This window comes from uncultured Allobosea sp., assembly GCF_945957345.1.
Taxonomy (GTDB): domain Bacteria; phylum Pseudomonadota; class Alphaproteobacteria; order Rhizobiales; family Beijerinckiaceae; genus Allobosea.
In genome coordinates this window covers 1-25,593 of sequence record NZ_CAMFKW010000013.1, presented here as the reverse complement: position 1 = coordinate 25,593, position 25,593 = coordinate 1, and the positions used below count along the sequence as shown (strand labels likewise).

Genomic DNA, 25,593 nt, shown 5'->3' with positions numbered 1-25,593 from the left:
TCAGGCTTGCGCCGGGCGGGCGGAAATCACCCGCAGCGCCTTGGGCAGCAAGCCGTAGCTCAACGGCCCGACCTTGCGCTCGACCTCGCCGTCGAAGGTGATGTGACCGCGCCGCTTGTCGCGCCGCATCAGCGTCACCGCGTCGCCGGTGAAGGAGGTCAGGTTATGCGCATTGCGCCAATGGCCCGAGACCACCGACAGCGCCGCCTTGCTGCGCGAATACAGCCCGCCGGCATTCAGGACATGGACCTCGAACAGCCCGTCGTCGAGCCGTGGCCGGCGCCAGTCGGCGCCCTCGAAGCGATTGACCGTGACCAGCACGGCATCGGCCTCGACGATGCTGTGGTCCTTGTCGACCTTGATGTCGAGCATGACCGGGCGGGTGAACAGGATCGAGCGCGTCGCGGCGACGCCGAAGGCGGCGGCCCGGCTGAAAGGAAAGCGGCGGCGCGCATATTCGCGCTCACGCGCCATCAGGCTGAAGAAGCCCATGCCGGAGAGCGAGTGGAACAACCGGTCGTTGACCCGACCGACATCCATTTCCACCGGCTCGCCCCGGCAGAGCGCGGCGATCTGCTGCTCGAGCGAGCCCGAGATGCCGAGATCGCGGCCGAGCACGTTCACCGTTCCCATCGGCAGGATGCCGATCGGGCGATCGGCCTGGATCAGAACCGGCAAGGCGCCGTTGATCGTACCGTCCCCCCCCGCCAGGACCGGCAGCGCGTGACGATCCGAGATCGCAAGCGACAACGCGTCGTCGATCTCGCGCGGCGGCACGAGACGCACCTCCGCGCCGCAGCCATGGTTGGCGAAGGCCGCCTCAAGCCGCGCGGCGAAAACATCCGCGCCGGCTTCGAGAACCGTTCCGGCGCGAGCATTGACGATGATCGTGTAGCGCATGGTGCTGGCGTAGATATGAGGCGCTCGACCACGCGCAAGGGAGCGCTTACGCGGCGGCCGGGCGGGCGTCGAACTGTTCCGGCATCGGCGGCATCAGCGGCATCGGCACATCCTCGACCTCCTCGGTGACGACCTCGAAACGCTGCAGCGTATGCGTCCCGAAGGAGCTGATCATGGCGACATCGGTCGCGTCGCGGCCGCGCGCGATGACGATCCGGCCGATGCGCGGCTCGTTGTGGCGGGCGTCGAACGTGTACCAGCGCCCACCGAGAAAGACCTCGAACCAGGCATTGAAATCCATCGGCGCGGGATCGAGAGGCACACCGATATCGCCGAGATAGCCGTTGCAGTAGCGCGCCGGGATGTTCATGCAGCGGCACAGCGTAACGGCAAGATGCGCGAAGTCGCGGCAGACGCCGATCCGCTCCTCGAAGGCCTCGGCAGCGGTACGGGTGTTGCGGGCGAAATGATAGCCGAAGCTCATGTGATTGTGGACGAAGTCGACGATCGCCTGCACGCGCGGCCAGCCCGGCTGAACCTGCCCGAAGAGGCTCCAGGCCTGATCGTAGAGCTTGTCCGTCTCGCAATAACGGCTGCCGAGAAGGTAAACGAGCGCCGCATCCGGAAGACGTGACGGCGACACCTCGCGCGCCGCCGGATTGACGATGTCGGGTTCGCCGGAATCATGGACGATCCCCAGCGATTCCAGGCGGATGCCGCCCGGCGGCGCGATCATGCGCCGGCGGATATTGCCGAAGGCGTCGAGGTCCTGCGTCATCGTGATCGGCAAAGCGGGATCGGCCAGCGCGGTCAGCTTCATCTCGTCCGGCGTGGTCAGATCGTGGCGGCGCGACGGGTGAACGTCGAGCAGCGTGATCAACGGCATGTCATGGGCACAGACCAACTCTATCCGATAGCCGTAACGTATGCGCATCTCGCCTTCTCCTGATTGAGGGCCGGACCGCTGCGCGAACTGGCTAACCGCGGATCATCGGGTGTCGTAATCCCCCGGCGAATAGACGCGCGAAAGGGCCTTGCTGTTCCCACCATCCAACGAAAAATGGCTGTTGAGCCACGAAGCTCAGGCGATTTGCGAAGAGCTCAAAAAAGAAGATGCGGGCCTTTCGGCCCGCATCCCGCCGCCACGACGGTTCGGCTGGGGGGATAGCAACCGCCGCGACCTGCGCCCAGATCGTTTCCGCCTTTCTCCGAAACGCGGAAACGATTCAAACCCTTGATCGATCGGGTTTTCGTCATGCGAAGCAGGCTACGCTTCGCGTGACGCGCCCGGCAGTTACATCATCCAGTAAGGCATCGTGCCGTAGTAGTCGTGGACACGCTTGCCATAAGCCTTGTCCTCCCAGTCGGGCTCGCCTTCGCTATCGTACATCGGCGCCGCCTCAAGCTGTTCCTTGGTCAGCGGCACGACATAGCCGCCGCGCTGCGTGTCGTAGTCGAGCACGCTCCACGGGATCGGGTGATACTTCTCGCCGAGCCCGAGAAAGCCGCCGAAGGACATGATCGCGTAGGCGACCTTCCCCGTCAGCTTGTCGAGCATCACGTCATAGATTTCGCCGAGATGGTCGCCTGTCGCATTGTACACATCGGTTCCAGCGACGCGGGCGCCGGCAATCAGCGGATTGGCAGTCGTGCGAGCTGTCCCTTGAACATCGGTCATCGTCTTCCCCCTTGTCTCGCGATGGGATGCCGGAGAAAGCGCCCTCCGGCGGGACTTGTGACTTCAACCGTCGCTGCCGCGATAGGTTCCGGGAGGCTCGAGAATTTTCACGGCCTTCGTGCCGACACAAAGCCCGTTTCCAAAACAGGAACCGAGCAAAGGGCCGATGATGGCCTGCCAACCGGCGGAACCTTAGCCGCCCGGCGCTGTTTGGTGCTTCGAAAGACCCGTCATCTCACGGAGGAGGAGAGGTCATGATCATCAAGAAGCTGATGCTCGTCGCGGCTTTGGGTGCCGCTCTCGGTGCCTGTACGGCCCGCGAACAGAATGCCGGCACGGGTGCACTGATCGGTGCAGGCGCCGGTGCCATCATCGGTGGCGCGGCCACGGGGCGGGCCGGAGGCGCGCTGGCCGGCGCCGCGATCGGTGGCGCCAGCGGCGCGATCATCGGCGGCGCCGCCACGCCGCAACGCTGCTACGGGCGCGACGAATGGGGCCGCCGCTACGTCTACGATTGCTGAGGTAGCATCCCATCCCAATGAAGGCCCGCCCGACCGGCGGGCCTTTTCTTTTGCGCGGGATGGCGAGAAGCCCCCGCCCTCAGGCGGCTCCATAGGGCCCGAAGCGCCCAACGAAGCGGTGGCGGAAACCGGGGTAGAGCAGGCGCACAGCCGTCACCGACTGCGACTGGTTCCAGGTCCGGCGCTCGACCAGAAGGCAAGGCTCGCCCTCCGCGATCTGCAGCAGGGCGGCCTGCTCCTCGCCCGCCCCGATCGCGCTGATCGCATGCTCGGCCTGCGACCAGAGGCTGTGCCGCAAAAGCCAGTCGCCGGGTGGGGTCTCGGCGAAATCCTCGTCCGCAAGACCGGTCACGCCCGCGGCATGGATGACGCGTTCCTCCAGCACATGCGGCTTACCGTCGGCCCGGTGCAGCACGATGAGATGCGCAACCTTGTCGGAACGCTTGAGACCGAAAAGCTCGGCCACTTCCGGCGAAGGCCGGCCGTCGGTGCGCGCCAGCACCTCATAGGCATAAGCCTGGCCGAGCTGGCGCACTTCCTCCGGGATCGAGAGGATGTCGAGCATGGCGTGGCTCGCCGGGGGCGTCGCGACCACGGTTCCAGAACGGCGGCGCCGGATGATCAGGCCCTCGCGGGCAAGCTGAACCAGAGCGCGATGCACGGTCATGCGCGAGGCGCCGAGCTGCTCCATCAGCGCATGCTCGGGCGGCACGCTGGTGCCGGGCTGCCATTCCCCGCTGACGACGAGGTCGCGGATCGCCCGCCGGATCTGGTCATAGACCGGCCCGGCGCCATCCAGTTTTACCGCGTCGAGCCGGGTGTCCGTCATCGTCGTCCCTGGTTACTCCGCTGCGAGCAGGCGCCGCATCACGCCGGCGAAGCGCGTGCGCACCGAATCGCGGGCGACATGGCGCCCCTCGGCCACCACCCTCCTGCCACCGACGACGACGTCGCGCAAAGGCATGGCATTGGCGGCGAAGATCGCGCTGTCGATCGCCTCGGCGCCGCCGCGGCCGACAAGCGCCGGATGATCGGTGTCGAGCGTGATGAAATCGGCGCGATGGCCGGGCGCGATTGCGCCGATGGCGCGGCCGCAGGCGCGCGCCCCGCCGGCACAGGCCGCCCGCCAGAGCGCGAGGCCGGTCGACGCCGTCTCCTCAGCGAAGAGCGCTCGGCGGCGATCGCGCAGGCGCTGCGAATATTCAAGCTGGCGCAGCTCCGAACCGGCATCGATCTGGATGTTGGAATCGCTGCCGACGCCATAGGCGCCACCGGCCTGCGCATAGCGGACACCGTCGAAGATGCCGTCGCCGAGGCTGGATTCGGTGATCGGACACAGGCCCGCGACCGCGCCGCTGCGGGCAATGCCGTCGCGCTCAGCGTCGGTCAGATGCGTCGCGTGGATCAGGCACCAGCGACGGTCGAGCGGGATCGTGTCCATCAGCAGTTCGACCGGGCGCTTGCCGGTGATCTTCAGGCTCGCCTCGACCTCGGGGATCTGCTCGGCGACATGAATATGGACGGGGTCGTTCGGGCGCAGCGACGAGACCCAGCCGAGATCGTCGAGCGCGACGGCGCGCAGCGAATGCGGGGCAACGCCGAGCCGGGCATCCGGCAGGTCACGGATCGCGGCGAGGCTGCCTTCCAGCAAGCGCTGATAGGCATCGCGCTCGTTGACGAAGCGGCGCTGGCCATGAACCGAGGGCGCCTGCCCGAAATTGCCGAAGCGATAGAGCACCGGCAGCAGCGTGAGGCCGAGGCCGGTTTCCTGCGCAGCCGACGCGATCGCCTGCCCCATCGTCGCGATATTCGCGTAGGCGCGCCCGTCCTTGTCGTGATGCAGGTAGTGGAACTCGGCGAGCGCGGTGAAGCCGCCTTCCAGCATCTCGACGAAGGCCTGCGCGGCGATGGCCTGCACGTCATCGGGATCGAGCCGGTCGAGGAAGCGGTACATCACTTCGCGCCAGGTCCAGAAGGAATCCTCCGGCGCACCGCGACGCTCGGAGAGGCCGGCCATGCCGCGCTGGAAGGCGTGGCTGTGCAGGTTAGGCATGCCAGGCAGCGCGATGCCTGAGAAGCTGCCCTTATCCCCTGCTGGCTTAACCCCCGCCTCGACGGAAACGATCACGCCATCAGCGACGGTCAGCTTCACATCGCGGGCAAAACCTTCGGGCAGAAGCGCCTCGGCCAGATGCAGGGTCTCGGTCACCGTTTCGCTCCGTCGCTCGCTGGCGTTCAATTGCATATGCAAATAACACTTGCCAATTGCATATGCAATTGGATAGCATGGCTTCACATCAAAGAGTAGCGGGAGGACGCACGGTGGCGAAAGCGCCTGGTGAAACGGTTGTCTGCGACAAGCTCTGGACGAATGCGCGGCTGGCGACGATGTCGCCTGCGGTCGACGCGCCCTATGGTGCGATCGAGGATGGCGTCATCGCCGCCCGTGACGGACGCATCGTCTTCGTCGGCCCGCGCAGCGAGGCGCCGGTTTTTGATGCCGCCACTTCCATCGATTGCGAAGGCCGCTGGATCACGCCCGGCCTGATCGATTGCCATACCCATCTCGTCTATGGCGGCGACCGGGCGCATGAGTTCGAGTTGCGCCTTCAGGGCGCGACCTATGAGGAGATCGCACGGGCCGGCGGCGGCATCCTCTCCACCGTCAAGGCGACGCGTGAGGCGAGCGAGGACACGCTCTTCGCCTCAGCCGATAAACGCCTCGCTGCGCTGATGGCCGAGGGCGTCACCACCGTCGAGATCAAGTCCGGCTACGGGCTGGAGCAGCAGGCGGAACTCAAGCAGCTGCGCGTCGCACGCCGGATCGGCCGCGAGCGCCCCGTCACCGTCCGCACCACCTTCCTCGGCGCCCATGCCGTGCCGCCGGAATACAAGGGCCGCTCAGGCGACTATACCGCGCTCGTCGCCGGGCCGCTGCTCGATGCCGTCGCGGCCGAGGGGCTCGCCAATGCGGTCGACGTCTTCTGCGAGGGCATCGCCTTCTCGCCCGACGAGACGAAGGCCATCTTCGAGGCCGCCAAGGCCAAGGGGCTGGCGATCAAGGTCCATGCCGAGCAGCTCTCCAACCTGCATGGCGCCAAGCTCGCGGCCGAGATGGGCGCGTTGTCGGCCGACCATCTCGAATACCTCGACGAGGACGGCGTCATCGCCATGGCCAAGGCCGGTACGGTCGCGGTCGTGCTGCCCGGCGCCTTCTATTTCCTGCGCGAGACGCAGAAGCCGCCGATCGACCTTCTGCGCAAGCATGGCGCCGCGATCGCGCTGGCGACCGATGCCAATCCCGGCTCATCGCCGCTGACCTCGCCTTTGCTCGTGCTCAACATGGCCTGCACGCTCTTCCGCATGACGCCGGAAGAGGCACTCGCCGGCCTCACCCGCCATGCCGCGACCGCGCTCGGCCTCCAGGACGAGGTCGGCACGCTGGAAGCCGGCAAGCGTTGCGATCTCGCGATCTGGGAAATCGAGCGTCCCGCAGAACTCGCCTATCGCATCGGTTTCAATCCCCTTCACACCCGCATCTGGAACGGACAATGACGACGGTTTCGCTGAACCCGGGCGCAGCCCATCTCACCGACTGGCGCGCGATCCTCGACGGCGCCACCGCCTCGCTCGGCAGCGACAGCGCGGGGAATATCGCCTCCGGCCAGAAGATCGTCGAAGAGATCGTCGCCGCCGGCACCGTGACCTATGGCGTCAACACCGGCTTCGGCAAGCTCGCCAGCGTGCGCATCGCCGATGCCGACCTCGCCAAGCTCCAGAGCAACCTGATCGTCTCGCATGCGGTCGGCACCGGCCCTGCCCTGCCTGACGGCGTCGTCCGCCTGCTGCTGGCGATGAAGGCGGCGAGCTTGGCGCGCGGCGCCTCCGGCGTGCGCCCCGTCGTGATCGAGGCGCTGACCAACGCGCTCAAAGCCGATGCCTTGCCGGTCATCCCTGCCAAGGGCTCGGTCGGCGCTTCCGGCGATCTCGCCCCGCTCGCCCATATGACCGCGGCCCTGATGGGTTTCGGCGAGATCCGCCTGAAGGGCGAGACCCTGCCGGCGACTGATGCGCTGAAGCGCGCCGGCCTCACCACCCTCGCGCTCGGCGCCAAGGAAGGCCTCGCGCTGATCAACGGCACGCAGGTCTCGACCACGCTCGCCATGACCGGCCTTGCTGCCATCGCCCGCGTCTTCGACGCCGCGCTCGTCGCCGGCGCGCTCTCGGTCGATGCGCTGAAGGGTTCCGACACCCCGTTCGATCCGCGCATCCAGACCCTGCGTGGCCAGCCCGGCCAGATCAAGGTCGCCAAGATCCTGCTCGACCTGATCGCCGGCAGCGCGATCCGCGAGAGCCATCGCCATGGCGATACGAAGGTGCAGGACCCCTATTCGCTGCGCTGCCAGCCGCAGGTGATGGGCGCCGTGCGCGATCTCATCGGCAATGCCGCCGCCACGCTCTCGATCGAGGCGAACGCCGTCACCGACAACCCGCTGGTGCTCGGCCCCGGCGAGATCGTCTCGGGCGGCAATTTCCACGCCGAGCCGGTCGCCTTCGCCGCCGACATCCTGGCGATGGCCGTCTGCGAGATCGGCAATCTCTCGGAGCGCCGCATGGCGCTGCTGGTCGACCCCGTGATGAGCGGCCTGCCGCCCTTCCTCGCCCGCGATGCCGGCCTGAACTCGGGCTTCATGATCGCGCAGGTGACCGCCGCCGCGCTCGCCTCCGAGAACAAGCAGAAGGCCTATCCGGCTTCGGTCGACACCATCCCGACCTCTGCCAACCAGGAAGACCATGTCTCGATGGCGACGCATGGCGCCTTCCGCCTGATCGACATGGCGAAGAATGCTGCCAGCGTCATCGGCGTCGAGCTGATGGCAGCGGCGGAAGCGATCGAGCATCACCGCCCGCTCACGACCAGCCCGCGGCTGGAGCCGGTGCTCGCCCTACTGCGCAGCAGGATCGCGCCGCTGACCGAGGACCGCTACCTCGCACCCGATCTCGCGGCCGCGACCGAGTTCGTGCTCTCCGGCGCCGTCGGCAAGGCGGCGGGGCTCGACAGCTTCGCCGATTGCGCAGCGTGAGTTCGCCCTTCCCGTCATGGTCGGGCTTGTCCCGACCATCCACGTCTTCCTTCGTCGAATGCAGTGTTCAAGACGTGGATACTCGCCACAAGGGCGAGCATGACGAAGCGGTTCCAGAGGCAGGGCCATGACAACAGACATCATCAACGTCACGCGCGGCTCGTCCCCGCTGATCCTCTCGATGCCGCATCCCGGCACCGGCGTTCCGCCGGAAGTCGCGGCGCAGCTCAACGCACGCGGAAAGCTGGTCGAGGATACCGACTGGCATATGCGCCAGCTCTACAGCTTCGCCGCGCCGTTCGCGCCGAGCATCATCGAGGCGCAGCTTTCGCGCTTCGTGATCGATCTCAACCGCGACCCGTCCGGCGTCTCGCTCTATCCGGGCCAGGCGACGACCGAGCTCGTGCCGACCACGACCTTCGACGGCGCGCCGATCTGGCAGACCGCGCCGGATGCGAACGAGATCGAGCGGCGCAAGGCGGCCTATTTCCAGCCCTATCACACGGCGCTGGCGGCCGAGATCGAACGGGTGAAGGCCGAGCACGGCTATTGCGTGCTGTGGGACTGCCACTCGATCAAGTCGGTGATCCCGCGCCTGTTCGAGGGCACGCTGCCGACGCTCAACCTCGGCACGAATTCCGGCCAAAGCTGCGCATCGAGTGTCGAGGCTGCCGCCGTCACCGCGATGGCGGGCCAGCCGCTCACCCAGATCGCCAATGGCCGCTTCAAGGGCGGCTGGATCACGCGCCATTACGGGCGCCCCTCAAGCCAAGTGCACGCGCTCCAGATGGAAATCGCGCTCTCGGCCTATCTCTCGGAAGAAAACGCGCCCTGGACCTTCGACGCACTGAAGGCCGCCACCTTGCAAACCGCCTTGTCCGCCATCATCGCCGCCGCCCTCGACGCGGCCAAGCAACTCGAACGGAGCCGCTCATGACCCGCCTGGACAATACCCGCGTCATCCGCCCCGCCACCGGCACCGAGCTCAGTGCCAAGAGCTGGCTGACCGAGGCGCCGCTGCGCATGCTGATGAACAACCTGCATCCGGACGTCGCCGAGAATCCGCAGGAGCTCGTGGTCTATGGCGGCATCGGCCGCGCCGCCCGCTCCTGGGAGGATTTCGACCGCATCGTCGAAACGCTGCGCCAGCTCGAGGCCGACGAGACGCTGCTCGTCCAGTCCGGCAAGCCGGTCGGCGTGTTCCGCACCCATAAGGATGCGCCGCGCGTCCTGATCGCGAACTCGAACCTCGTGCCGCATTGGGCGAACTGGGATCATTTCAACGAGCTCGATAAGAAGGGGCTCGCGATGTACGGCCAGATGACGGCCGGCTCCTGGATCTATATCGGCACCCAGGGCATCGTGCAGGGCACTTACGAGACCTTCGTCGAGGCCGGCCGCCAGCATTATGGCGGCAACCTCAAGGGTAAGTGGGTCCTGACCGGCGGCCTCGGCGGCATGGGCGGCGCGCAGCCGCTCGCCGCGGTGATGGCCGGTGCGTCCTGCCTTGCCGTCGAGTGCAACCCGGACTCGATCGATTTCCGCCTGCGCACCCGCTATCTCGACGAGAAGGCCGAGACGCTCGACGAAGCGCTGGAGATGATCGCCCGGTGGACCAGGAATGGCGAGGCGAAGTCGGTCGGCCTGCTCGGCAACTGCGCCGAGATCCTGCCCGAGATGGTGCGCCGCGGCATCCGTCCCGACATGGTCACCGATCAGACCTCGGCGCATGACCCGATCAACGGCTACCTGCCGAAGGGCTGGACCATGGGCCAGTGGAGGCAAGCACGCGAGGCCAATCCGAAGTCCGTGGAAAAGGCCGCCCGTGCCTCGATGCGCGAGCATGTCGAGGCGATGATCGCCTTCCAGAACATGGGCTTGCCCGTCTTCGACTACGGCAACAACATCCGCCAGGTCGCCAAGGAAGAGGGACTGGAGAACGCCTTCGCCTTCCCGGGCTTCGTGCCGGCCTATATCCGTCCGCTGTTCTGCCGTGGCATCGGCCCGTTCCGCTGGGCCGCGCTTTCGGGCGATCCGGAGGATATCTACAAGACCGACGCCAAGGTGAAGGAGCTGCTGCCCGACAACAAGCACCTGCACAACTGGCTCGACATGGCGCGCGAGCGCATCGCGTTCCAGGGCGTGCCGGCGCGCATCTGCTGGGTCGGCCTCGGCGATCGCCACCGCCTCGGCCTGGCCTTCAACGAAATGGTCCGGAACGGCGAGCTCAAGGCGCCGGTCGTGATCGGCCGCGACCATCTCGATTCCGGCTCGGTCGCCTCGCCGAACCGCGAGACGGAAGCGATGAAGGACGGCTCGGACGCGGTCTCCGACTGGCCGCTGCTCAACGCCCTGCTCAACACGGCGTCGGGTGCGACCTGGGTCTCGCTGCACCATGGCGGCGGCGTCGGCATGGGCTTCTCGCAGCATTCGGGCGTCGTGATCTGCGCCGACGGCACGGATGACGCGGCCGCTCGTCTCTCGCGCGTGCTCTGGAACGACCCGGCCACGGGCGTGATGCGCCATGCCGATGCCGGCTACGACATCGCGCTGGACTGCGCCCGCGAGAAGCAGCTCAACCTGCCGGGTATCCTGGGCTGAGCGACGTTGTCCTTCCGGGGCTCCGCGCCAGCGGAGAACCCGGAGCCCACGACCGGGCGAGCCTTGTCCAACCACGATGTTCTACCCAGTCGTGGGTTCCGGGTTCGCCCTTCGGGCGCCCCGGAATAACAAGGGTGGCCGTCTGAATTCGAAGGAGCTTCCATGCGCATCATCCGCGCCGCCGATTGCAAGGTCATGCCGTGGAAGAACGGCGGCGGCACCACGACCGAGATCGCGGTCGCGCCGGAAGGCGCCTCGCTCGGCGATTTCGACTGGCGCATCTCAATGGCGCATGTCGGACAGGACGGGCCGTTCTCGTCCTTCCCCGGCATCGACCGGACGCTGTCGGTGTTGACCGGCAACGGCATTCGGCTGGCCTTCGGCGATGGCGAGACGGTTTCGCTCGACCGCGCGACCAAGCCGTTTTTCTTCGCCGCCGACCGGGCGGTGGATGGTGTGCTGGTCGATGGGGCAATCGACGATCTCAACGTGATGAGCCGGCGCGGTCGCTGGCAGCACCGGGTCGAACGCCTCTCTGGCGCCGGCTCGCTCAGCGCAAGCGAAGGCCTGGTGGTGCTGGTCGCCCGCAAGGGCGACTGGCTGGTGAACGGCACGACGCTGCCCGCCGGCGACAGCGCGATGCTGGATGCGCCGGGGGGTGTGGAGCTTACTGTGAGCGGCGGTGAGGCTGAGCTTTATGCGGTTTGGCTGACGGCGTCATAAACAGCCGCGGGCTCCTCTCCCCCGAACGGGAGAGGGGTAGGGGTGAGGGACCGCCGCTGATCATTGGAGCGCGACCGGGCCATCGAGTCTTCGCGGATAAGGCAGGCCCTCATCCCTGCCCTTCTCCCACACGGGAGAAGGGTTCCCAGCGCCCTGCTGGAACTTAAGCCGCCTGCCGCGGCTGCGGGCCGACATAGACCGATTGCGGCCGGATCAGGCGGCCGCCGGCGATCTGCTCCTTGGCATGGGCGAGCCAGCCGGTCGTGCGACCGAGCGCGAAGACACAGGTGAACGAGTCCGGCGTGAAGCCGAGCGCCTCCAGCAGGAGCGCCGTGTAGAACTCGACATTGGTTTCCAGCGTCCGGTTGGGCTTGCGTTCGCGCAGGATGGCGAGTGCTGCCTGCTCGACCGCCTCGGCCAGGGCAAGGCGCCCGCTATCGGCGCCGAGCCGGCGGATCGCGCCCTTCAGCGCATCGGCGCGCGGGTCGCGCACACGGTAGATGCGGTGGCCGAAACCCATCAGCCGGTCGCCGCGATCGAGCGCGGTTTCCAACCAGGCGCGGGCATTCGTGGGTGCACCGATCGCATCGAGCATCTCGATCACCGGGCCGGGCGCGCCGCCATGGAGCGGCCCCTTCAGGGCGCCGATGCCGGCGAGCACAGCCGAGACCAGCCCGGCGCGGGTTGAGGCGACGACGCGCGACGCAAAGGTCGAGGCGTTGAGGCCGTGATCGGCGACGGTCACGAGATAGGTATCGAGCGCGGCGGCCTGCTGCTTCGTCGGCGCCTTGCCTGTCAACATGCGCAGCGTATCGGCGGCCTGCGGCAGGGACGGATCGGGCGCGACCGGCGCGAGACACTGCCGCATGCGCAGCGAAGCGGCGGTAAAGACAGCCGGCGCCGCCAGCAGCCGCAGCACCGTGCCGACATCCTCGCCATCGGGGATCAGTGCCGTCATCGCCCGGATCATCTCGACCGGGCCGAGGGTGACGGGGACAACCGCCTTCTGCACCACCGTTTCGAACAGTTCCTGCCGGGCCGCGCCGAGCGCCGCCGGCAGATCCTTCATGGCGCGCAGGTCCGGCACGAAGCCGTCGAGCATCAGCGCGGCCATTTCCTCGAAGGAGGTATGGCCGGCGAGTTCATCCAGGCTGTGGCCGCGCATCACCAGCCGGCCCGCCGCTCCATCGACTTCCGAGAGCACGGTATGGGCGGCAACGACATCTTCAAGGCCATCGGACATGGCGGTTCTCCTCAACATCTGAGGCCTTGAAGATTGATAGCTTCACCAGTAGAATCAATCTTGAACAATATAATCAATCTATTTTCCATGACCGACTGGCTGACGGCGCAACAGGTTATGCAGCGGCTCGGGCTGAAGCCGCAGACGCTCTACGCCTATGTCAGCCGCGGGCTGATCGAGGCGCGCGGCGATGCCGCCGACTCGCGTCGACGGCTCTACCGGGCCGAAGATGTGGCACGGCTGGAGCATCGCAAGGCGCGGGGGCGCAAGCCCGCTGCCATCGCGGAGGACGCGATCGCGTTCGGCGAGCCGATCCTGGCCTCGGGCATCGCCACGATCCAGCGCGGCAAGCTGTGGTATCGCGGGCAGGATGCCGAGGTGCTCGCCGAAACGGCAAAGCTTGAGGATGTCGCGCGGCTGCTCTGGGATTGCGGCTCGCAACGCTTCCCGCCGCTATTCACGATCGTGCCGGAAGCGCCGGCCCGGCAGCGCATGTTCGCGGTGATCGCCGCCCGCGCCGCCAGCGATCCCGCCATGGCCGGGCGCACCAAGAAGGCGCTCTATCTGGAGGCCGCCTCCGTCATCGACTCGCTCGTGGACGCCATCGCCGGGCGGCCGGGACAGGGACCGATCCATCACCGGCTGGCGCAGGCCTGGGGCTGCGACGAACGCGGCGCCGACCTGATCCGCCGCGCGCTGGTGCTGCTCGCCGATCATGAGCTCAACGCCTCGACCTTCGCGGTCCGGGTCGCGGCCTCGACGCGCGCCTCGCTCGCCGCCAGCATCCTGGCCGGGCTCGCGACGCTGTCCGGGCCATTGCATGGCGGGATGACGCCGCGCGTCCTCGGGTTGATGCGCGAGATCGCAAGCGAGGGCGTCGAAATGGCGGTCTCCGCCCGGCTCGCGACCGGCATGCCCCTGCCCGGTTTCGGCCATCCACTCTATCCCGATGGCGATGCGCGGGCCCGCGCACTGCTCACGGCCTTCGCATTACCGCCTGCCTATGAGGAGACGCGCCGGGCTGTCACGACGCTGACCGGCGAGGAGCCGAATATCGATTTCGTGCTGACGGCGATCGCCAGCGACCTCGGGCTCGCGCCGGATGTCTCGTTCCAGATTTTTGCTGCCGCACGCTGCGCCGGTTGGATCGCGCATGCGCTGGAGCAAGGCGAGACCGGACGCCTGATCCGGCCTCGCGCCCGCTATGTCGGGCCGGAGCCGGGCTAAGCCGACTCGGCGACCTTCGTGAGCGCCGGCTTGCGCCCAAGCTCGCTCTCGCGCTCTCCGATATAGCCGCGCGTGATCGGCAGGCCATCGAGCTTCTTGGCGAGCTGGAACTGGAACACGACGAGGTCGTCATGCCGGAAGCTCGCCTCGCAAGCGGCGAGATAGAACTCCCACATCCGGGCGAAGCGCTCGTCATACATCGCCACCGCCTCGTCGCGGCGGGCAAGGAAGTTCTCGCGCCAAACCTTCAGCGTCTCGGCATAGTGCAGGCGCAGCACCTCGACATCTGTGATGACGAGCCCTTCCTGCTCGACCGCAGCCGCCACCTCCGACATGGCGGGGATATAGCCGCCGGGGAAGATGTATTTGGCGATGAATGGATTGGTCGCGCCCGGCGGCGTCGAGCGGCCGATCGTATGGACCAGCGCCACGCCGTCATCACTCAGCAATTCCCGGATCTTGCGGAAATAGTCGCGGTAGTAGCCGACGCCGACATGCTCGAACATGCCGACCGAGACGATGCGGTCGAAGGGCTCGCTGAGATGGCGATAGTCCTGCAGCCGAAACTCGACCGGCAGGCCGGATTCCGCGCCGCGCTGCTGGGCAATGGCAAGCTGCTCCTCGGAGAGCGTGATGCCCGTGACAGACGCTCCCGTCTCGCCGGCTATGGACAGCGCCATGCCGCCCCAGCCGCAGCCGATATCGAGCACGCGCTGGCCCGGCTGGAGATCGAGCTTGCCCATGATGTGGCGCTTCTTGGCGAGCTGCGCCTCGGCCAACGTCATGCTCGGATCGGCGAAATATGCGCAGGAATACTGCATGTCCGGATCGAGAAAAAGCCGGAAGAAGTCGCTCTTGAGATCATAGTGATGCGCGACATTGCGCCGGGAGAGCGCCGGCGTGTTGTGCTGATGGAAGCGCCGCACGGCGGTGCGTAAACCCTCCAAGACCTTGCCCCAGCCTTTGGGACGCGCCCGATGCACGGCTGCGACCAGCGCATCGAGAAGATCATAGAGCGAACCTTGCTCGACGACGACGCGACCGTCCATAACGGCCTCGCCGAGAGCAAGCTCGGGATTGAGCGCCAGTTTCAGTTCCGTCGGGGAATCGACGATGCGCATACGCAATCGCGGCACCGCGCCCTGCCCGACCGACTGCAACGTGCCATCGGGAAATACGACATCGATACGTGGCTCGATCGCGAGCCGAGACAACATCCTGGCAATCAGCGAATGCATTGGCCCCACCTTCGGCAGCGCCCCTTTCGCTCAAGATGGCAATTTGCCACGCAGCCGTAACGGCCCTTACGCGCAAGGCAGCCCCTCGCCTGCGACATGACAACGCAGGCGAGGCCGATTGGTTCCGCTACGGAAGCATGGCTGACTGCCCGGCTAGTGATCGGCCGCGATAACCTCGGCGCGGATCTCCTCGACCAGCCGCTCCTTCAAGGCGACGAATTCCGGCGTCGTCTTGATGGTGTAGGGCCGCGGATGGGGCAGATCGACCGCGATATCGGCCTTGATCCGCCCCGGACGCTTGCTCATCACCACGACGCGGGAGCCGACGAAGATCGCCTCCTCGATATCGTGGGTGACGAAGAGCACCGTCTTCTGCTCGCGCTCCCAGATGCCGAGCAACATTTCCTGCATCAGGGCGCGGGTCTGGTTGTCGAGCGCGCCAAAGGGCTCGTCGAGCAGGAGGATCTTGGGATCGTTGGCGAGTGCGCGGGCGATCGCCGTGCGCTGCTGCATGCCGCCGGAGAGCTGCTTGGGAAAATGGTCGATGAACTGGCCCAACCCGACGCGTACCGCCCAGTCGCGGGCAATCTTCATGCGCTCGGCCTCGGGCACACCCTTTTCGCGCAGGCCGAAGGCGATGTTCTGCTGCACCGTCAGCCAGGGGAAGAGCGTGTAGCTCTGGAAGACGAAGCCGCGATCGGCGCCCGGCCCGGAAACGGCTGAGCCGTCGAGCAGGACGCGGCCCTCGCTCGCCGTCTCCAGCCCGCCGATGATGCGCAGCAAGGTCGACTTGCCGCAGCCGGACGGGCCGAGGATCGTGATGAAGTCGTTATCGGCGACATTGAGCGAGGTCGGCACCAGCGCCCGCGTCGGCTCAGCCCCGCGCTGCGCCGGGAAGACCTTGCCGACATTCTCGATGACAAGCTTGCTCATGCGCGCGCCCACGGGAACAGGCGCTGGTTGACCGCCTTGAAGAGGAAATCGGAGACGAGGCCGATCAGGCCGATCACGATGATGCCGAAGATGATCTGTCCGGTGTTCAGCAGCGCCTGGCTGTCGGTGATCATGTGGCCGATGCCCGACGACGAGCCGATCAGCTCGGCGACGATGACATAGGTCCAGGCCCAGCCGAGCACGAGGCGAAAGATCTCGGCGATCTCGGGCGCCGCATTCGGCAGCATGACGCGGCGCACGACCGAGCTGTCCGTCGCGCCCAACGTATAGGCGGCGTCGACGAGATCGCGCCGGATCGAGCCGACCGAGACCGCGATCATCAGGATGAGCTGGAAGACCGAGCCGATGAAGATGACGAGCAGTTTCTGCGTCTCGCCGATGCCGGCCCAGAGGATCAGCAGCGGGATGAAGGCCGAGGCCGGCAGGTAGCGCGCGAAGGAGACGAAGGGCTCCAGGAAAGCCTCGATCGGCTTGTAGGCGCCCATCAGGATGCCGATCGGCAAAGCGACGATGACGGCGATGATGAAGCCGCCGACGACGCGCCAGATCGTCATCATGATGTCGAAGCTGAAGCCGTAGCGGACCATCAGGCTGTAGCCCTCGCCGACCATGGTCAGCGGATCGGCCAGGAAGAGGCGCTGGACATAGCCGCCGAAGGTCGCGACCGACCAGAGCGCGACGAAGAGCGCGAAGAAGGCCAGGCCATAGCCGATGCGGGCGGGGGCCGAGACGGGTTGCAAAGGTCTCATCGCGATTGGTTTCCGGTCACGGCCATGGCCAGTTGCTTCCAGGGTTCGATCGACCAGAAGCCGGCCGCAGCGCCGGAGGTCGAGGGGAGGACGTAGATGTCGGCGTCGGCCAGTCCATGCGTCTGCGGCCCGTAGGAAAGCCTGCCCTCGCTGATGCCAAGGGCGGCCTGCGCCGCGCGCTTGCCGTTGAAGGCGAGGATGCGGGGCTGGTTCGCATCGATCCGCGCCGTGAAGCCGGCCACGTCGAAATGGTCGCCACGCAGCGCGGAATCCGGCCCCGAGGTCCGCTTGGCGACATCGGTCAGGCCGATGCCGTAGCGCAGCAAGGTCCGGAATTCCTCCGGCCGTAGCCTCACCGGGACGAGCCCGATCTGGTGAAGCACCGGCCAGAACTTGTTGCCCGGCCCGGCATAATAGGCGCCGAGCCTGGCCGAGGCGGCGCCGGCCTGCGTGCCGCAAAAGACGACGCGCAGGCCGGGCTCCAGAACATCCGGGAGGACGACTCCCTCATCCGTCATGGTCGGGCTTGTCCCGACCATCCACGTCTTCCTTTGTCGCGGACCGCGTTCAGGACGTGGATGCTCGCCACAAGGGCGAGCATGACGGTAGTGGCCAACCCGTCCGGCCTCACTTGCTGGCGTTCACTTGCCGGCGACGAAGCGCGTGTCGATCAGCGAAGCGAAATCGGGCTTCGTCTTGATCAGGCCGACCTCGAGCAGCACGTCGGCCGCCTTGGCGTTGAAGGCCTGCCACTCGCCGGAGAAGAACGTCTTGTTCCCCTCGGCGTCCGACCAGCGCAGATACGCGGCCGACTTGCCGAACTGCTCGCCGGTCTGCTTCACGTCAGCGCCCATGATCTCGTAGGACTTGGCCTGCTCCGCCTTGATCATGGCGAGCGCGTCGAAATAGCTCTTGGTCAGCGCAGCCGCCGCCTTCTCGTCGACGAGGAAGGCCGGCGTGCAGCCGAACGTGTCCATCACCATCGGGTAATCGAGCGTGGTGGCGATGATCTTGCCGGCATCCGGCTTCTCGCGCACCGTCGAGAGATAGGGCTCGTAGGTCAGCGCCGCGTCGTTCTGGCCGGCGATGAAGGCCTGGGCGGCCGGGCCGGGCTCCATGTTGACGACCTTGACGTCCTTCACGGACAGGCCGTTCTCCTTGAGCATCCAGGCCAGTGCGAAATAGGGCGAGGTTCCGGGGGCGGAAGCCGCGACCGTCTTGCCCTTCAGGTCCTTGATCGAGGCGATGTCCTTGCGCACGACCATGCCGTCAGCGCCGTAGCTCTTGTCGAGTTGGAATATCTGCTTGGTCTTGATTCCGGCGGCATCCCAGACCAGCCAGGTCTCGACCGTGGTCGCGGCGCACTGGACGTCACCCGAGGCGATGGCGAGGTGGCGGTCCTTTTGTGGGATCTTCTTGATTGTGACGTCGAGGCCGTTCTTGGCGAAGATGCCGGCCTCCTTGGCGAGCACCAGCGGCGCGAAGCCGGTCCAGCCGGAAATGCCGATATTGACCTTGGTCTGTGCCTGGGCGCCGCCCGCCGCAAGAAGCGCCGCGAGGCCAAAACCGACCGCAGCGCCGGCGCGCTTGAAAACTGCCATGATTGAAACCCTTCCCCTGCTTTTTCGGCTGACGCCGCACCCAGACGCCTAAACGTCATCCATGCTGCAATGCAACCTTCGTTCCAGATCAGCGTAATTGCATATGCAAAAACGTCAAGCGGCCGATCAGCGTCGCTTGGGGAAGTCATGACATTCTCTCGTTTGACAGGGCAGAGGGAATTTCCTCCTCTTCCGCCCGCCGGCGCGCTGGCGCCCTTATTTCTTTCGAATCGAGGTTTCCCGATGAACGGCGCCGACCGCCTTTGCGACACGCTTCTGATCAACGGCGTCGATACCTGCTTCGCCAATCCCGGCACCTCGGAGATGCATTTCGTAGCGGCGCTCGACCGCAAGCCGGAAATGCGCTGCGTGCTCGGCCTGTTCGAGGGCGTGGTGACGGGCGCTGCCGACGGCTATGCCCGCATGGCCGACAAGCCGGCGGCGACGCTCTTGCATTGCGGGCCGGGCATGGCGAATGCGCTCGCCAACATGCACAATGCCCGCCGCGCCCGCACGCCGATGATCAATGTCGTCGGCGACCACGCGACCTATCATCTCCAGCACGACGCACCGCTGACCAGCGATATCGAGAGCCTGGCCGAACCGATGTCGCATTTCGTCCGCCGCATCGCGACGCCGGAGGATGTCGGCCCGGCGATCGGGGAAGCCTATGTCGCCTCGCTGACGCTACCCGGCGTCACCACGGTCATCCTGCCGGCCGACTGCGCCTGGGGCAGCGTCGAGCCTGCCACGCTGAAGCCGACGGAATTGCCGGCGCTGAAGAGCGTCGATGGCGCGACGATCCGCGAGGTCGCGGCCGGCCTGCGCAAGCATGGCAAGCGGGCGGCGATCATGCTGACGGGGCTCGCGCTACGCGAAAAGCCGATGGAGATGGCCGCCCGCATCTGCGCCGTGACGGGCGCCCAGATCTTCAGCCAGATGTCGAACGGGCGCATCCAGCGCGGCGCCGGCCGCGTCGCCATGCCGAAGGTGTTCTATCCGATCGACAAGGCGCTCGAGCAGCTCAAGGATGTCGACTATCTCGTGCTCGTCGGCGCGCAGGTTCCGGTCGGCTTCTTCGCCTATCCCGGCAAGCCCGGCCGCCTGATCCATGACGGCTGCGAGGTCGCGACGCTGTCGATTCCGGGCGACGACCTGCCGGCTTCGATCACCGCGCTCGCGGAGGAGATGGGCGCGACCAAGACCGCCCCTCTCTACATCGCCCCGGCGCGCAAGGAGCAGCCCGGCCTGCCGACCGGCAAGCTCGATGCCGACAAGGCCTGCGCCATCGTCTCGGCGCTGCTGCCCGAGAACTGCATCGTCTGCGACGAGTCGGTCTCGTCCGGCCGCAGTTTCTATTACGACTGCCATAGCGCGCCCCAGCACGACTATATCCAGCTCACCGGCGGCGCGATCGGCGAAGGCATCCCGCTCGCCATCGGCGCGGCCGTCGCCTGCCCCGACCGCAAGGTCATCAGCATGCAGGCCGATGGCTCCGGCATGTACACGGTGCAGGGGCTGTGGACGCAGGCGCGCGAGAACCTCGACATCGTCACCGTGGTCTTCGCCAACCGGACTTACCAAATCCTGCATGGCGAGATGCGCGCCGTCGGCGTCAACGATTTCGGCCGCAACGCCACACTGATGCTGAACATCGACGAGCCGGCGCTGGACTGGGTGATGATGGCCAAGGGCATGGGCGTCGAAGCCGCGCGAGCCACGACGGCCGAGGAGTTCACGAGCCTGTTCAAGGCGGCGCTGAGCCGCAAGGGGCCGTTCCTGATCGAGGCGGCGATCTGAGGCGTTTCAGGCCGCACTGAAGGGTGTCATCCCGTGCGCGCTGCGGCATGTGAATGCCGCTGCGCAGACACGGGACCGCATGACGAGAAGGCGCCTTTTCCGGGGGGCGGTCCCGTGTCTGCGCCGCAGCGTTTCACGCTGCAGCGCGCACGGGAAGACAGGTGCCCCAGAGAAGACAGGCGCTACTTGAACCCGCCCAGGAAGGCGTCGAGGCAGTCGCCGATCGCTTCGATGGCGTAGCCGCCCTCCTGCACCACCAGCGTCGGCAGGCCGAAGCCCTTCACCTGCCGGCCGATCGTGCCGAAATCGGCAGCTTCCAGCTTCAGCACCCCGATCGGGTCGTCCTTGTGGGCGTCGTAGCCGAGTGCGATCACCACGACCTCGGCCCCGAAATCGCGGATCGCCTTGCCGGCCTCGGCGACGGCCGCTTCCATCGCGGCGCCACCGGCGCCATGCGCGAGCGGCAGATTAAGGTTGAAGCCCTCGCCCGGGCCGTTGCCGCGCTCGTCGGCATAGCCGGTGAAGAACGGGTAGTAATTCGACGGGTCGGCATGGACCGAGATCGTCAGCACGTCGTTGCGGCGATAGAAAATCTGCTGCGTGCCGTCGCCGTGATGCGCGTCGACATCGAGGATCGCGACCTTGCCGAACTTCGAGCGCAGGCGCTGCGCCGCGATCGCCGTGTTATTGAGGTAGCAGAAGCCGGTTGCGCGATCGGCACGGGCATGGTGGCCGGACGGGCGGCAAAGCGAATAGACCGCGCGTTCGCCGGCCAGGATCGCATCGGCGGCCGAGACCGCGGTCTCGGACGAGCGCAAGGTCGAATGCCAGCAATGCTCGCCGATCGGCACCGAGAGATCGCCGAGATACCAACCAAGCTGGCCGATGAAGCCGGTCGGGCGGCAGGGCGGGCGGACATCCTCATCGGGGCGGCCGCTCCAATAGGGAAAGGTGCTTGGCCAGACTTCCGGGCCGCGCTCGGCCGGCAGGTCCTGCCAGCGCGCCCAGGCGGTTTCGAGGAACTTGACGAAGCCTGCATCATGGATCGCCAGGACGGGGTCCGTGCCATGCGCCGCCGGCTTCTCCGGCGTGATGCCGTGCTTCTTCAGCGCGCCCAGCAGGCGTTCCGTCCGCTCCGGCAGATCCTTGGGGGCCACGACCTTGCCGAAGCGCATATATTGCTGGGGATCGTGAAGCGCCTGGTCGGGGTGGTAGAAGGCACGCATCGGCTGGGCAATCCTCTGGGCAGAGCCGCTGCAGGAGCGGCGATCACGCCGTCATCGTAGCAAGCTGCCGGGCCGCCGCCAGTCGTTCCGCGCCTCCCTCCCCTGCGTCCGGGACGGAGCGCTCACGTCCCTGCGGGCGACAGCAGCGCCACGAATTCACGCGCCAGGGCGTCGATGGAATAGCGCTCCGGCCGATACCAGTCGGTCGAGCCATTGAGCGCGCCGAGCAGGAAGAGCCTGAGCACGTCCGGCGAATTACCCGCGGGCACGCCGCCCGCCTCCTGCCATTCGGCGATCAGGCGGCGCCAAACATCCTCATACGCACGGCGCACGGCGCGCACGCTCTCCGGCACCGGCGCCGCGCCGAAGGTGAAGACCTTGATGCTGGCCGAGGTGTAGTCGCCATGGCCGTGCAGGGCGGAGAGATGCGCGCGGACCGCGGCCTCCAATCGTACGCGCGGCGAAGCGCCATCCTCCGTCGCGAGCGCTGCGACGACCGCCTCGTGGACAAAGCGTACGCCGTCGTTGACGACCGCCTCGACGATCTCCTCCTTCGAGCCGAAATGGTAATAGAGGCTGGCCTTGCGGATGCCGACGGCCTCTGCGATCTCGCGCAGGGTGGTTTGGTGATAGCCGCCGCCGCGCAGCAGCCGCGCGGCATGGTCGAGGATCTGCCGGCGCGAACCGCCTTCGATTGGTGGCCGGGTTTGCGCGGCTTCACTCATAGGGTGTCCTCCCGTGCGCGCTGCGGCGCGTAGTGCCGCTGCGCAGACACGGGACCGCGCGACGAGAAGGCGCCTTTTCCGGAGAACGGTCCCGTGTCTGCGCAGCAGCGTTTCACGCTGCGGCGCGCCCGGGATGACCCTGCCCTCTCCTGAGGACGGTCCCGCATCTGCGCAGCAACACTGCGTGTTGCAACGCGTGCGGGATGACAGCGCCTCTGGCTCACAGCCGCTTCGCCACTTCCTCGAGCATGACCTCGGTCGCGCCGCCGCCGATCGCCTGGACGCGGGCGTCGCGGGTCATGCGCTCGATCGCGCTTTCGCGCATGTAGCCCATGCCGCCATGGAACTGCAGGCAGTCGTACATGACTTCGTTGACCAGCTCGCCGCAATAGGCCTTGGCCATCGAGACCTCGCGGGTGGCGTCGAAGCCCTGCGCATCGAGCCAGGCGGCGTGGTAGACGAGCTGGCGGCCGGCCTCGACCTTGCCCGCAAGCTCGGCCAGGCGCTGACGGATCGCCTGCTTCTCCCAGAGCGGCGCGCCGAAGGCCTTGCGCGTTCGGACATAGTCCAGCGTCAGGTCGATCGCGGCCTGTGCCTCGCCCATCGCCATGGCGCCGATCACCGTGCGCTCGTTCTGGAAATTGCTCATGATCGCGTAGAAGCCGCGCCCCTCCTGCCCGAGCAGGTTCTCGGCCGGCACCTTGCAATCGACGAAGGAGAGCTCGGCAGTGTCCGAGGAGCGCCAGCCATGCTTGTCGAGGGCGCGCGAGACGGAGAAGCCGGGCGTGCCCTTCTCGACCACGAAGATCGAGACCGATTGCGAGGGCCGCCCCTGCGGGTCCGTCTTGGCGGCGACGCAGTAGAGATCGGCATGGACGCCGTTGGTGATGAACATCTTGGCGCCGTTGAGGACGTAATGATCGCCCTCGCGCCGCGCCGTGGTGCGGATGCCCTTCACGTCCGAGCCGGCATCGGGCTCGGTGACGGCGACCGCGACGATCTTCTCGCCGGCAATGATCGCCGGAAGGTACTTGTCCTTCTGTGCCTGGCTGCCGGCATTGGCGATATGGACCGAAGCCATGTCGGTATGGACCAGCGCCGTGATCGCGACGCCGGAGAAGGTCGAACGGCCGAGTTCCTCGGCCAGCACGACGGTCGCCATCGTGTCCATTTCGGAGCCACCATATTCGGCGGGGTAGCGGATGCCGAAGAAGCCGAGCTCGCCCATCTTGCGCAGCACGGCGCGCGGGACGAAACCGTCCTCCTCCCATTGCAGGGCATGCGGCTTGATCTCGGTCTCGACGAAGCGGCGGACCTGGTCGCGCAGCGCCTCATGCTCCTCGGTGAAATAAGGCGAGCGGCGCGCGCCCTCCGCGACAGTCTTTCCGCCTGACGACATCGCCGTCTCCCGTTCTTGTGCAGCGTCACCGCGCAGCTACCTGCCGGACGGTAGGTGAATGGCGAGCCGAGATCAAGCTACCGCCATTCCCGGCTGATGTCAGGCGACGTCGTCCCAATGCGCGACCATGCTTCGGCCCTTGCCGGCGCGCTTGGCACCATAGAGCGCCTGGTCGGCGGCGCGCGTCAGGACCTCTGCGGTCCAATGCTCGGAATCCCGTTCCGACTTGACGGAGACACCGACGCTGGCACCGACCGTGACCAGTTGCCCTGCCAGCATGAACGGCGCCTTGACGACCGAGACCGCCCGTTCGGCAACCTCGGAGAGCGCGACCGCATCCGCGACACCGCGGATGACGAGGGCGAACTCGTCGCCGCCGAGCCGCGCCACGCTGTCGCCGAGCCGAACGACGCCCCTCAACCGCATCGCGACTTGCTGCAACAGCTCGTCGCCGGCCTGGTGGCCATGGCGATCGTTGATCAGCTTGAAGCCGTCGAGATCGAGCAGCAGGAGGCCCAGCGCCTCGCCGCTCTCGCCGGCGTCGCGAAGCACGCGGTCGAGGCCCCGGCGGTTCACGAGCCCGGTCAGGGGATCGTGGCTCGCGGCGAAATCGAGTTCGCGCCGCACCATCAGCAATTCCTCGAACTGGCCGATGATATGATCGGAGCTCTCGTAGATCGAATAGAGATAGACGAGCAGGAGGACGCTGAGCGCCTGATAGAGCGGATCGCCCGAGAGCAGGAAAGCGACGACCAGCGTGCCGATCGCGATGGTCGAGAGCACGGCGCAGATCCAGTAGCGCAGGGTGCGCAGGTAGGACCCCGCCGTCAGCGCCATCGTGAGCCCGAGGCTGAGCACGAAGCCGCCGGCATGGCCGACTGCCGCGGCGGTTAGGGTCAATGCGGCGATGACGAGCGTGAAGGCGAAGGCCGTGTAAGCGTAACCGGCCTCCCAGCGCCGCGCCTCGACAAGCGTCAGCGTGCGTGCAGGGTCGCGCCGCTTGAAACCGACGATGTTGGCGATGCGCAGGACGGTGGTCAGGACCCCTGCCCCGGTCAGCCACCAGAAGATCATCTCGCCCGTCTGCACGGCCATGATGGCGGAGCCGACGATCAGGCCGGCCGCGATGCACAGGATCTGCGGCAAGGCAGCGAAAAGACGCGAGATGATCTCGATCTCGATATCCGCGGGAAGCTGCGCGGCGCGTTTGCGGGGCCTCATCAGCAGATGCATGGGGCTGCCTCTACGCGCGAGGCTCTAAGAACCCGTCTGCCCGATCCCCGGCATTTTAGGCATCACCGGCGCGCAATGCGGCACCCACAAGAAAAGGGGCCGGCGAGTGCCAGCCCCGTTGAGGTTTCAGGTGGGGAGGTCGGACGCGTGGCGGTCAGTTGCAACCGCAGCCGTGACCGAGCCCGCCGAGCAGGCCGCCGACGATGCCGTTCTTGCTGACGATCGCCTTCACCGGGGCGACGATGCCGATCTTGTTGCCATTGGCGTTGCCGCTGAGGACGCTGACATTGTTGAGCGCATTGATCTTGACGCCCGACACCGCCGTCGTCACCGGAGCGACGATGCCGCCGATCAGCGAACCGCCCCGCCCGCCGGCCATGGCCGGGGAAACAGCGAAGGCCGCAACCGCAGCGAGTACAAACGCGTATTTCATCTTGCTTCTCCCTGTCTTCGCCTCCGGGCCGGAAGCGATAAAGCACGTATAGGTTGCAACAACCCTCCAAAACAACCCTGCCTCAACATTAACCATACCGAGTAAAGTTAACTCGCAATCCGACAGTATATTTTTGATATCGACTCGAATTCTAAATGCAAATTCGCAAAACAACATAAATACGCCCCACAGTAATTATGCGACTGTCAACGGCGGTCGGATTCCAGGCCATCGTGGCGGAGTAAAAGCAGGCCACTG

24 protein-coding genes are annotated in these 25,593 nt (G+C 66.7%); 8 read left to right on the top strand and 16 right to left on the bottom strand.

Annotation, left to right across the window (positions count from 1 at the left end; genetic code table 11):
• The 3 genes from Q0Q36_RS08730 to Q0Q36_RS08720 form a co-directional block, all read right to left on the bottom strand.
• A complete protein-coding gene (locus Q0Q36_RS08730; RefSeq protein WP_293797382.1) occupies positions 1–900 on the bottom strand; it encodes a diacylglycerol kinase family protein in 900 nt (299 codons plus the stop codon).
• A 46-nt stretch (positions 901–946) separates the two neighbouring features.
• Positions 947–1,834, bottom strand: coding sequence for a transglutaminase family protein (locus Q0Q36_RS08725; protein WP_293797381.1), 888 nt, complete (start codon positions 1,832–1,834; stop codon positions 947–949).
• A gap of 360 nt (positions 1,835–2,194) precedes the next feature.
• The gene (locus Q0Q36_RS08720; protein ID WP_293797380.1) at positions 2,195–2,578 is read right to left on the bottom strand and encodes a PRC-barrel domain-containing protein; all 384 of its coding nucleotides are present in this window, start codon (positions 2,576–2,578) and stop codon (positions 2,195–2,197) included.
• A 260-nt stretch (positions 2,579–2,838) separates the two neighbouring features.
• Between Q0Q36_RS08720 and Q0Q36_RS08715 the strand changes: the two genes are divergently transcribed.
• A complete protein-coding gene (locus Q0Q36_RS08715) occupies positions 2,839–3,099 on the top strand; it encodes a glycine zipper domain-containing protein (protein WP_265060517.1) in 261 nt (86 codons plus the stop codon).
• Positions 3,100–3,178: 79 nt separating this feature from the next.
• Here the strand turns inward: Q0Q36_RS08715 and Q0Q36_RS08710 are convergent, their stop codons facing one another.
• Both Q0Q36_RS08710 and Q0Q36_RS08705 read right to left on the bottom strand, forming a co-directional pair.
• Positions 3,179–3,928 carry a UTRA domain-containing protein gene (locus Q0Q36_RS08710; RefSeq protein WP_293797379.1) on the bottom strand — a complete coding sequence of 250 codons (750 nt, stop codon included), beginning with the start codon at positions 3,926–3,928 and terminating at the stop codon, positions 3,179–3,181.
• Between the two features lie 12 nt (positions 3,929–3,940).
• Positions 3,941–5,308 (bottom strand): formimidoylglutamate deiminase, encoded by a 1,368-nt coding sequence (locus tag Q0Q36_RS08705; protein WP_293797377.1) that lies wholly within the window; start codon positions 5,306–5,308, stop codon positions 3,941–3,943.
• A 179-nt stretch (positions 5,309–5,487) separates the two neighbouring features.
• Here Q0Q36_RS08705 and hutI point away from each other — a divergent pair, with 179 nt between their 5' ends.
• The 5 genes from hutI (at position 5,488) to Q0Q36_RS08680 (ending at position 11,507) form a co-directional block, all read left to right on the top strand.
• Entirely contained in the window at positions 5,488–6,654 is a 1,167-nt protein-coding gene (hutI, locus tag Q0Q36_RS08700) for an imidazolonepropionase (protein WP_293797502.1), read from the top strand.
• Entirely contained in the window at positions 6,651–8,183 is a 1,533-nt protein-coding gene (gene hutH, locus Q0Q36_RS08695) for a histidine ammonia-lyase (protein WP_293797375.1), read from the top strand. The genes hutI and hutH overlap by 4 nt, the downstream gene beginning before the upstream one ends.
• A gap of 127 nt (positions 8,184–8,310) precedes the next feature.
• Entirely contained in the window at positions 8,311–9,120 is an 810-nt protein-coding gene (hutG, locus tag Q0Q36_RS08690) for an N-formylglutamate deformylase (RefSeq protein ID WP_293797373.1), read from the top strand.
• Positions 9,117–10,784: a urocanate hydratase gene (gene hutU, locus Q0Q36_RS08685; RefSeq protein ID WP_293797371.1), complete on the top strand. Its 1,668-nt coding sequence runs from the start codon at positions 9,117–9,119 to the stop codon at positions 10,782–10,784. Before hutG ends, hutU begins: the two co-directional genes overlap by 4 nt.
• Before the next feature lie 162 nt (positions 10,785–10,946).
• A complete protein-coding gene (locus Q0Q36_RS08680; RefSeq protein WP_293797369.1) occupies positions 10,947–11,507 on the top strand; it encodes a HutD family protein in 561 nt (186 codons plus the stop codon).
• Between the two features lie 163 nt (positions 11,508–11,670).
• On the opposite strand, the gene Q0Q36_RS08675 is transcribed toward Q0Q36_RS08680, so the two are convergent.
• Entirely contained in the window at positions 11,671–12,750 is a 1,080-nt protein-coding gene (locus tag Q0Q36_RS08675; protein ID WP_293797368.1) for a citrate synthase/methylcitrate synthase, read from the bottom strand.
• A gap of 87 nt (positions 12,751–12,837) precedes the next feature.
• Between Q0Q36_RS08675 and Q0Q36_RS08670 the strand changes: the two genes are divergently transcribed.
• Positions 12,838–13,977, top strand: coding sequence for a citrate/2-methylcitrate synthase (locus Q0Q36_RS08670; RefSeq protein ID WP_293797365.1), 1,140 nt, complete (start codon positions 12,838–12,840; stop codon positions 13,975–13,977).
• On the opposite strand, the gene Q0Q36_RS08665 is transcribed toward Q0Q36_RS08670, so the two are convergent.
• The 5 genes from Q0Q36_RS08665 to Q0Q36_RS08645 all read right to left on the bottom strand — a co-directional run bounded on the left by Q0Q36_RS08665 (position 13,974) and on the right by Q0Q36_RS08645 (position 18,519).
• The gene (locus tag Q0Q36_RS08665; RefSeq protein ID WP_293797364.1) at positions 13,974–15,194 is read right to left on the bottom strand and encodes a cyclopropane-fatty-acyl-phospholipid synthase family protein; all 1,221 of its coding nucleotides are present in this window, start codon (positions 15,192–15,194) and stop codon (positions 13,974–13,976) included. The genes Q0Q36_RS08670 and Q0Q36_RS08665 overlap by 4 nt on opposite strands.
• 174 nt (positions 15,195–15,368) lie before the next feature.
• Positions 15,369–16,148 carry an ABC transporter ATP-binding protein gene (locus Q0Q36_RS08660; RefSeq protein WP_293797363.1) on the bottom strand — a complete coding sequence of 260 codons (780 nt, stop codon included), beginning with the start codon at positions 16,146–16,148 and terminating at the stop codon, positions 15,369–15,371.
• Positions 16,145–16,918, bottom strand: a complete 774-nt coding sequence (locus tag Q0Q36_RS08655) for an ABC transporter permease (RefSeq protein WP_293797362.1) — start codon at positions 16,916–16,918, stop codon at positions 16,145–16,147. Before Q0Q36_RS08655 ends, Q0Q36_RS08660 begins: the two co-directional genes overlap by 4 nt.
• Positions 16,915–17,436, bottom strand: coding sequence for a mismatch-specific DNA-glycosylase (locus Q0Q36_RS08650; protein ID WP_293797360.1), 522 nt, complete (start codon positions 17,434–17,436; stop codon positions 16,915–16,917). Before Q0Q36_RS08650 ends, Q0Q36_RS08655 begins: the two co-directional genes overlap by 4 nt.
• A 123-nt stretch (positions 17,437–17,559) precedes the next feature.
• The gene (locus tag Q0Q36_RS08645) at positions 17,560–18,519 is read right to left on the bottom strand and encodes an ABC transporter substrate-binding protein (RefSeq protein ID WP_293797359.1); all 960 of its coding nucleotides are present in this window, start codon (positions 18,517–18,519) and stop codon (positions 17,560–17,562) included.
• A gap of 243 nt (positions 18,520–18,762) precedes the next feature.
• Between Q0Q36_RS08645 and Q0Q36_RS08640 the strand changes: the two genes are divergently transcribed.
• Positions 18,763–20,319 carry an acetolactate synthase large subunit gene (locus Q0Q36_RS08640; RefSeq protein WP_293797357.1) on the top strand — a complete coding sequence of 519 codons (1,557 nt, stop codon included), beginning with the start codon at positions 18,763–18,765 and terminating at the stop codon, positions 20,317–20,319.
• 182 nt (positions 20,320–20,501) lie between these two features.
• On the opposite strand, the gene Q0Q36_RS08635 is transcribed toward Q0Q36_RS08640, so the two are convergent.
• The 5 genes from Q0Q36_RS08635 to Q0Q36_RS08615 all read right to left on the bottom strand — a co-directional run bounded on the left by Q0Q36_RS08635 (position 20,502) and on the right by Q0Q36_RS08615 (position 25,335).
• The gene (locus Q0Q36_RS08635) at positions 20,502–21,545 is read right to left on the bottom strand and encodes a histone deacetylase family protein (protein WP_293797355.1); all 1,044 of its coding nucleotides are present in this window, start codon (positions 21,543–21,545) and stop codon (positions 20,502–20,504) included.
• Positions 21,546–21,667: 122 nt separating this feature from the next.
• Positions 21,668–22,270, bottom strand: coding sequence for a TetR/AcrR family transcriptional regulator (locus tag Q0Q36_RS08630; protein ID WP_293797354.1), 603 nt, complete (start codon positions 22,268–22,270; stop codon positions 21,668–21,670).
• 220 nt (positions 22,271–22,490) lie between these two features.
• The gene (locus Q0Q36_RS08625; protein ID WP_293797353.1) at positions 22,491–23,669 is read right to left on the bottom strand and encodes an acyl-CoA dehydrogenase family protein; all 1,179 of its coding nucleotides are present in this window, start codon (positions 23,667–23,669) and stop codon (positions 22,491–22,493) included.
• A gap of 99 nt (positions 23,670–23,768) precedes the next feature.
• Positions 23,769–24,902, bottom strand: a complete 1,134-nt coding sequence (locus Q0Q36_RS08620) for a GGDEF domain-containing protein (RefSeq protein WP_293797351.1) — start codon at positions 24,900–24,902, stop codon at positions 23,769–23,771.
• A gap of 154 nt (positions 24,903–25,056) precedes the next feature.
• Positions 25,057–25,335 (bottom strand): hypothetical protein, encoded by a 279-nt coding sequence (locus Q0Q36_RS08615; RefSeq protein WP_293797348.1) that lies wholly within the window; start codon positions 25,333–25,335, stop codon positions 25,057–25,059.
• Positions 25,336–25,593 lie beyond the last annotated feature (258 nt).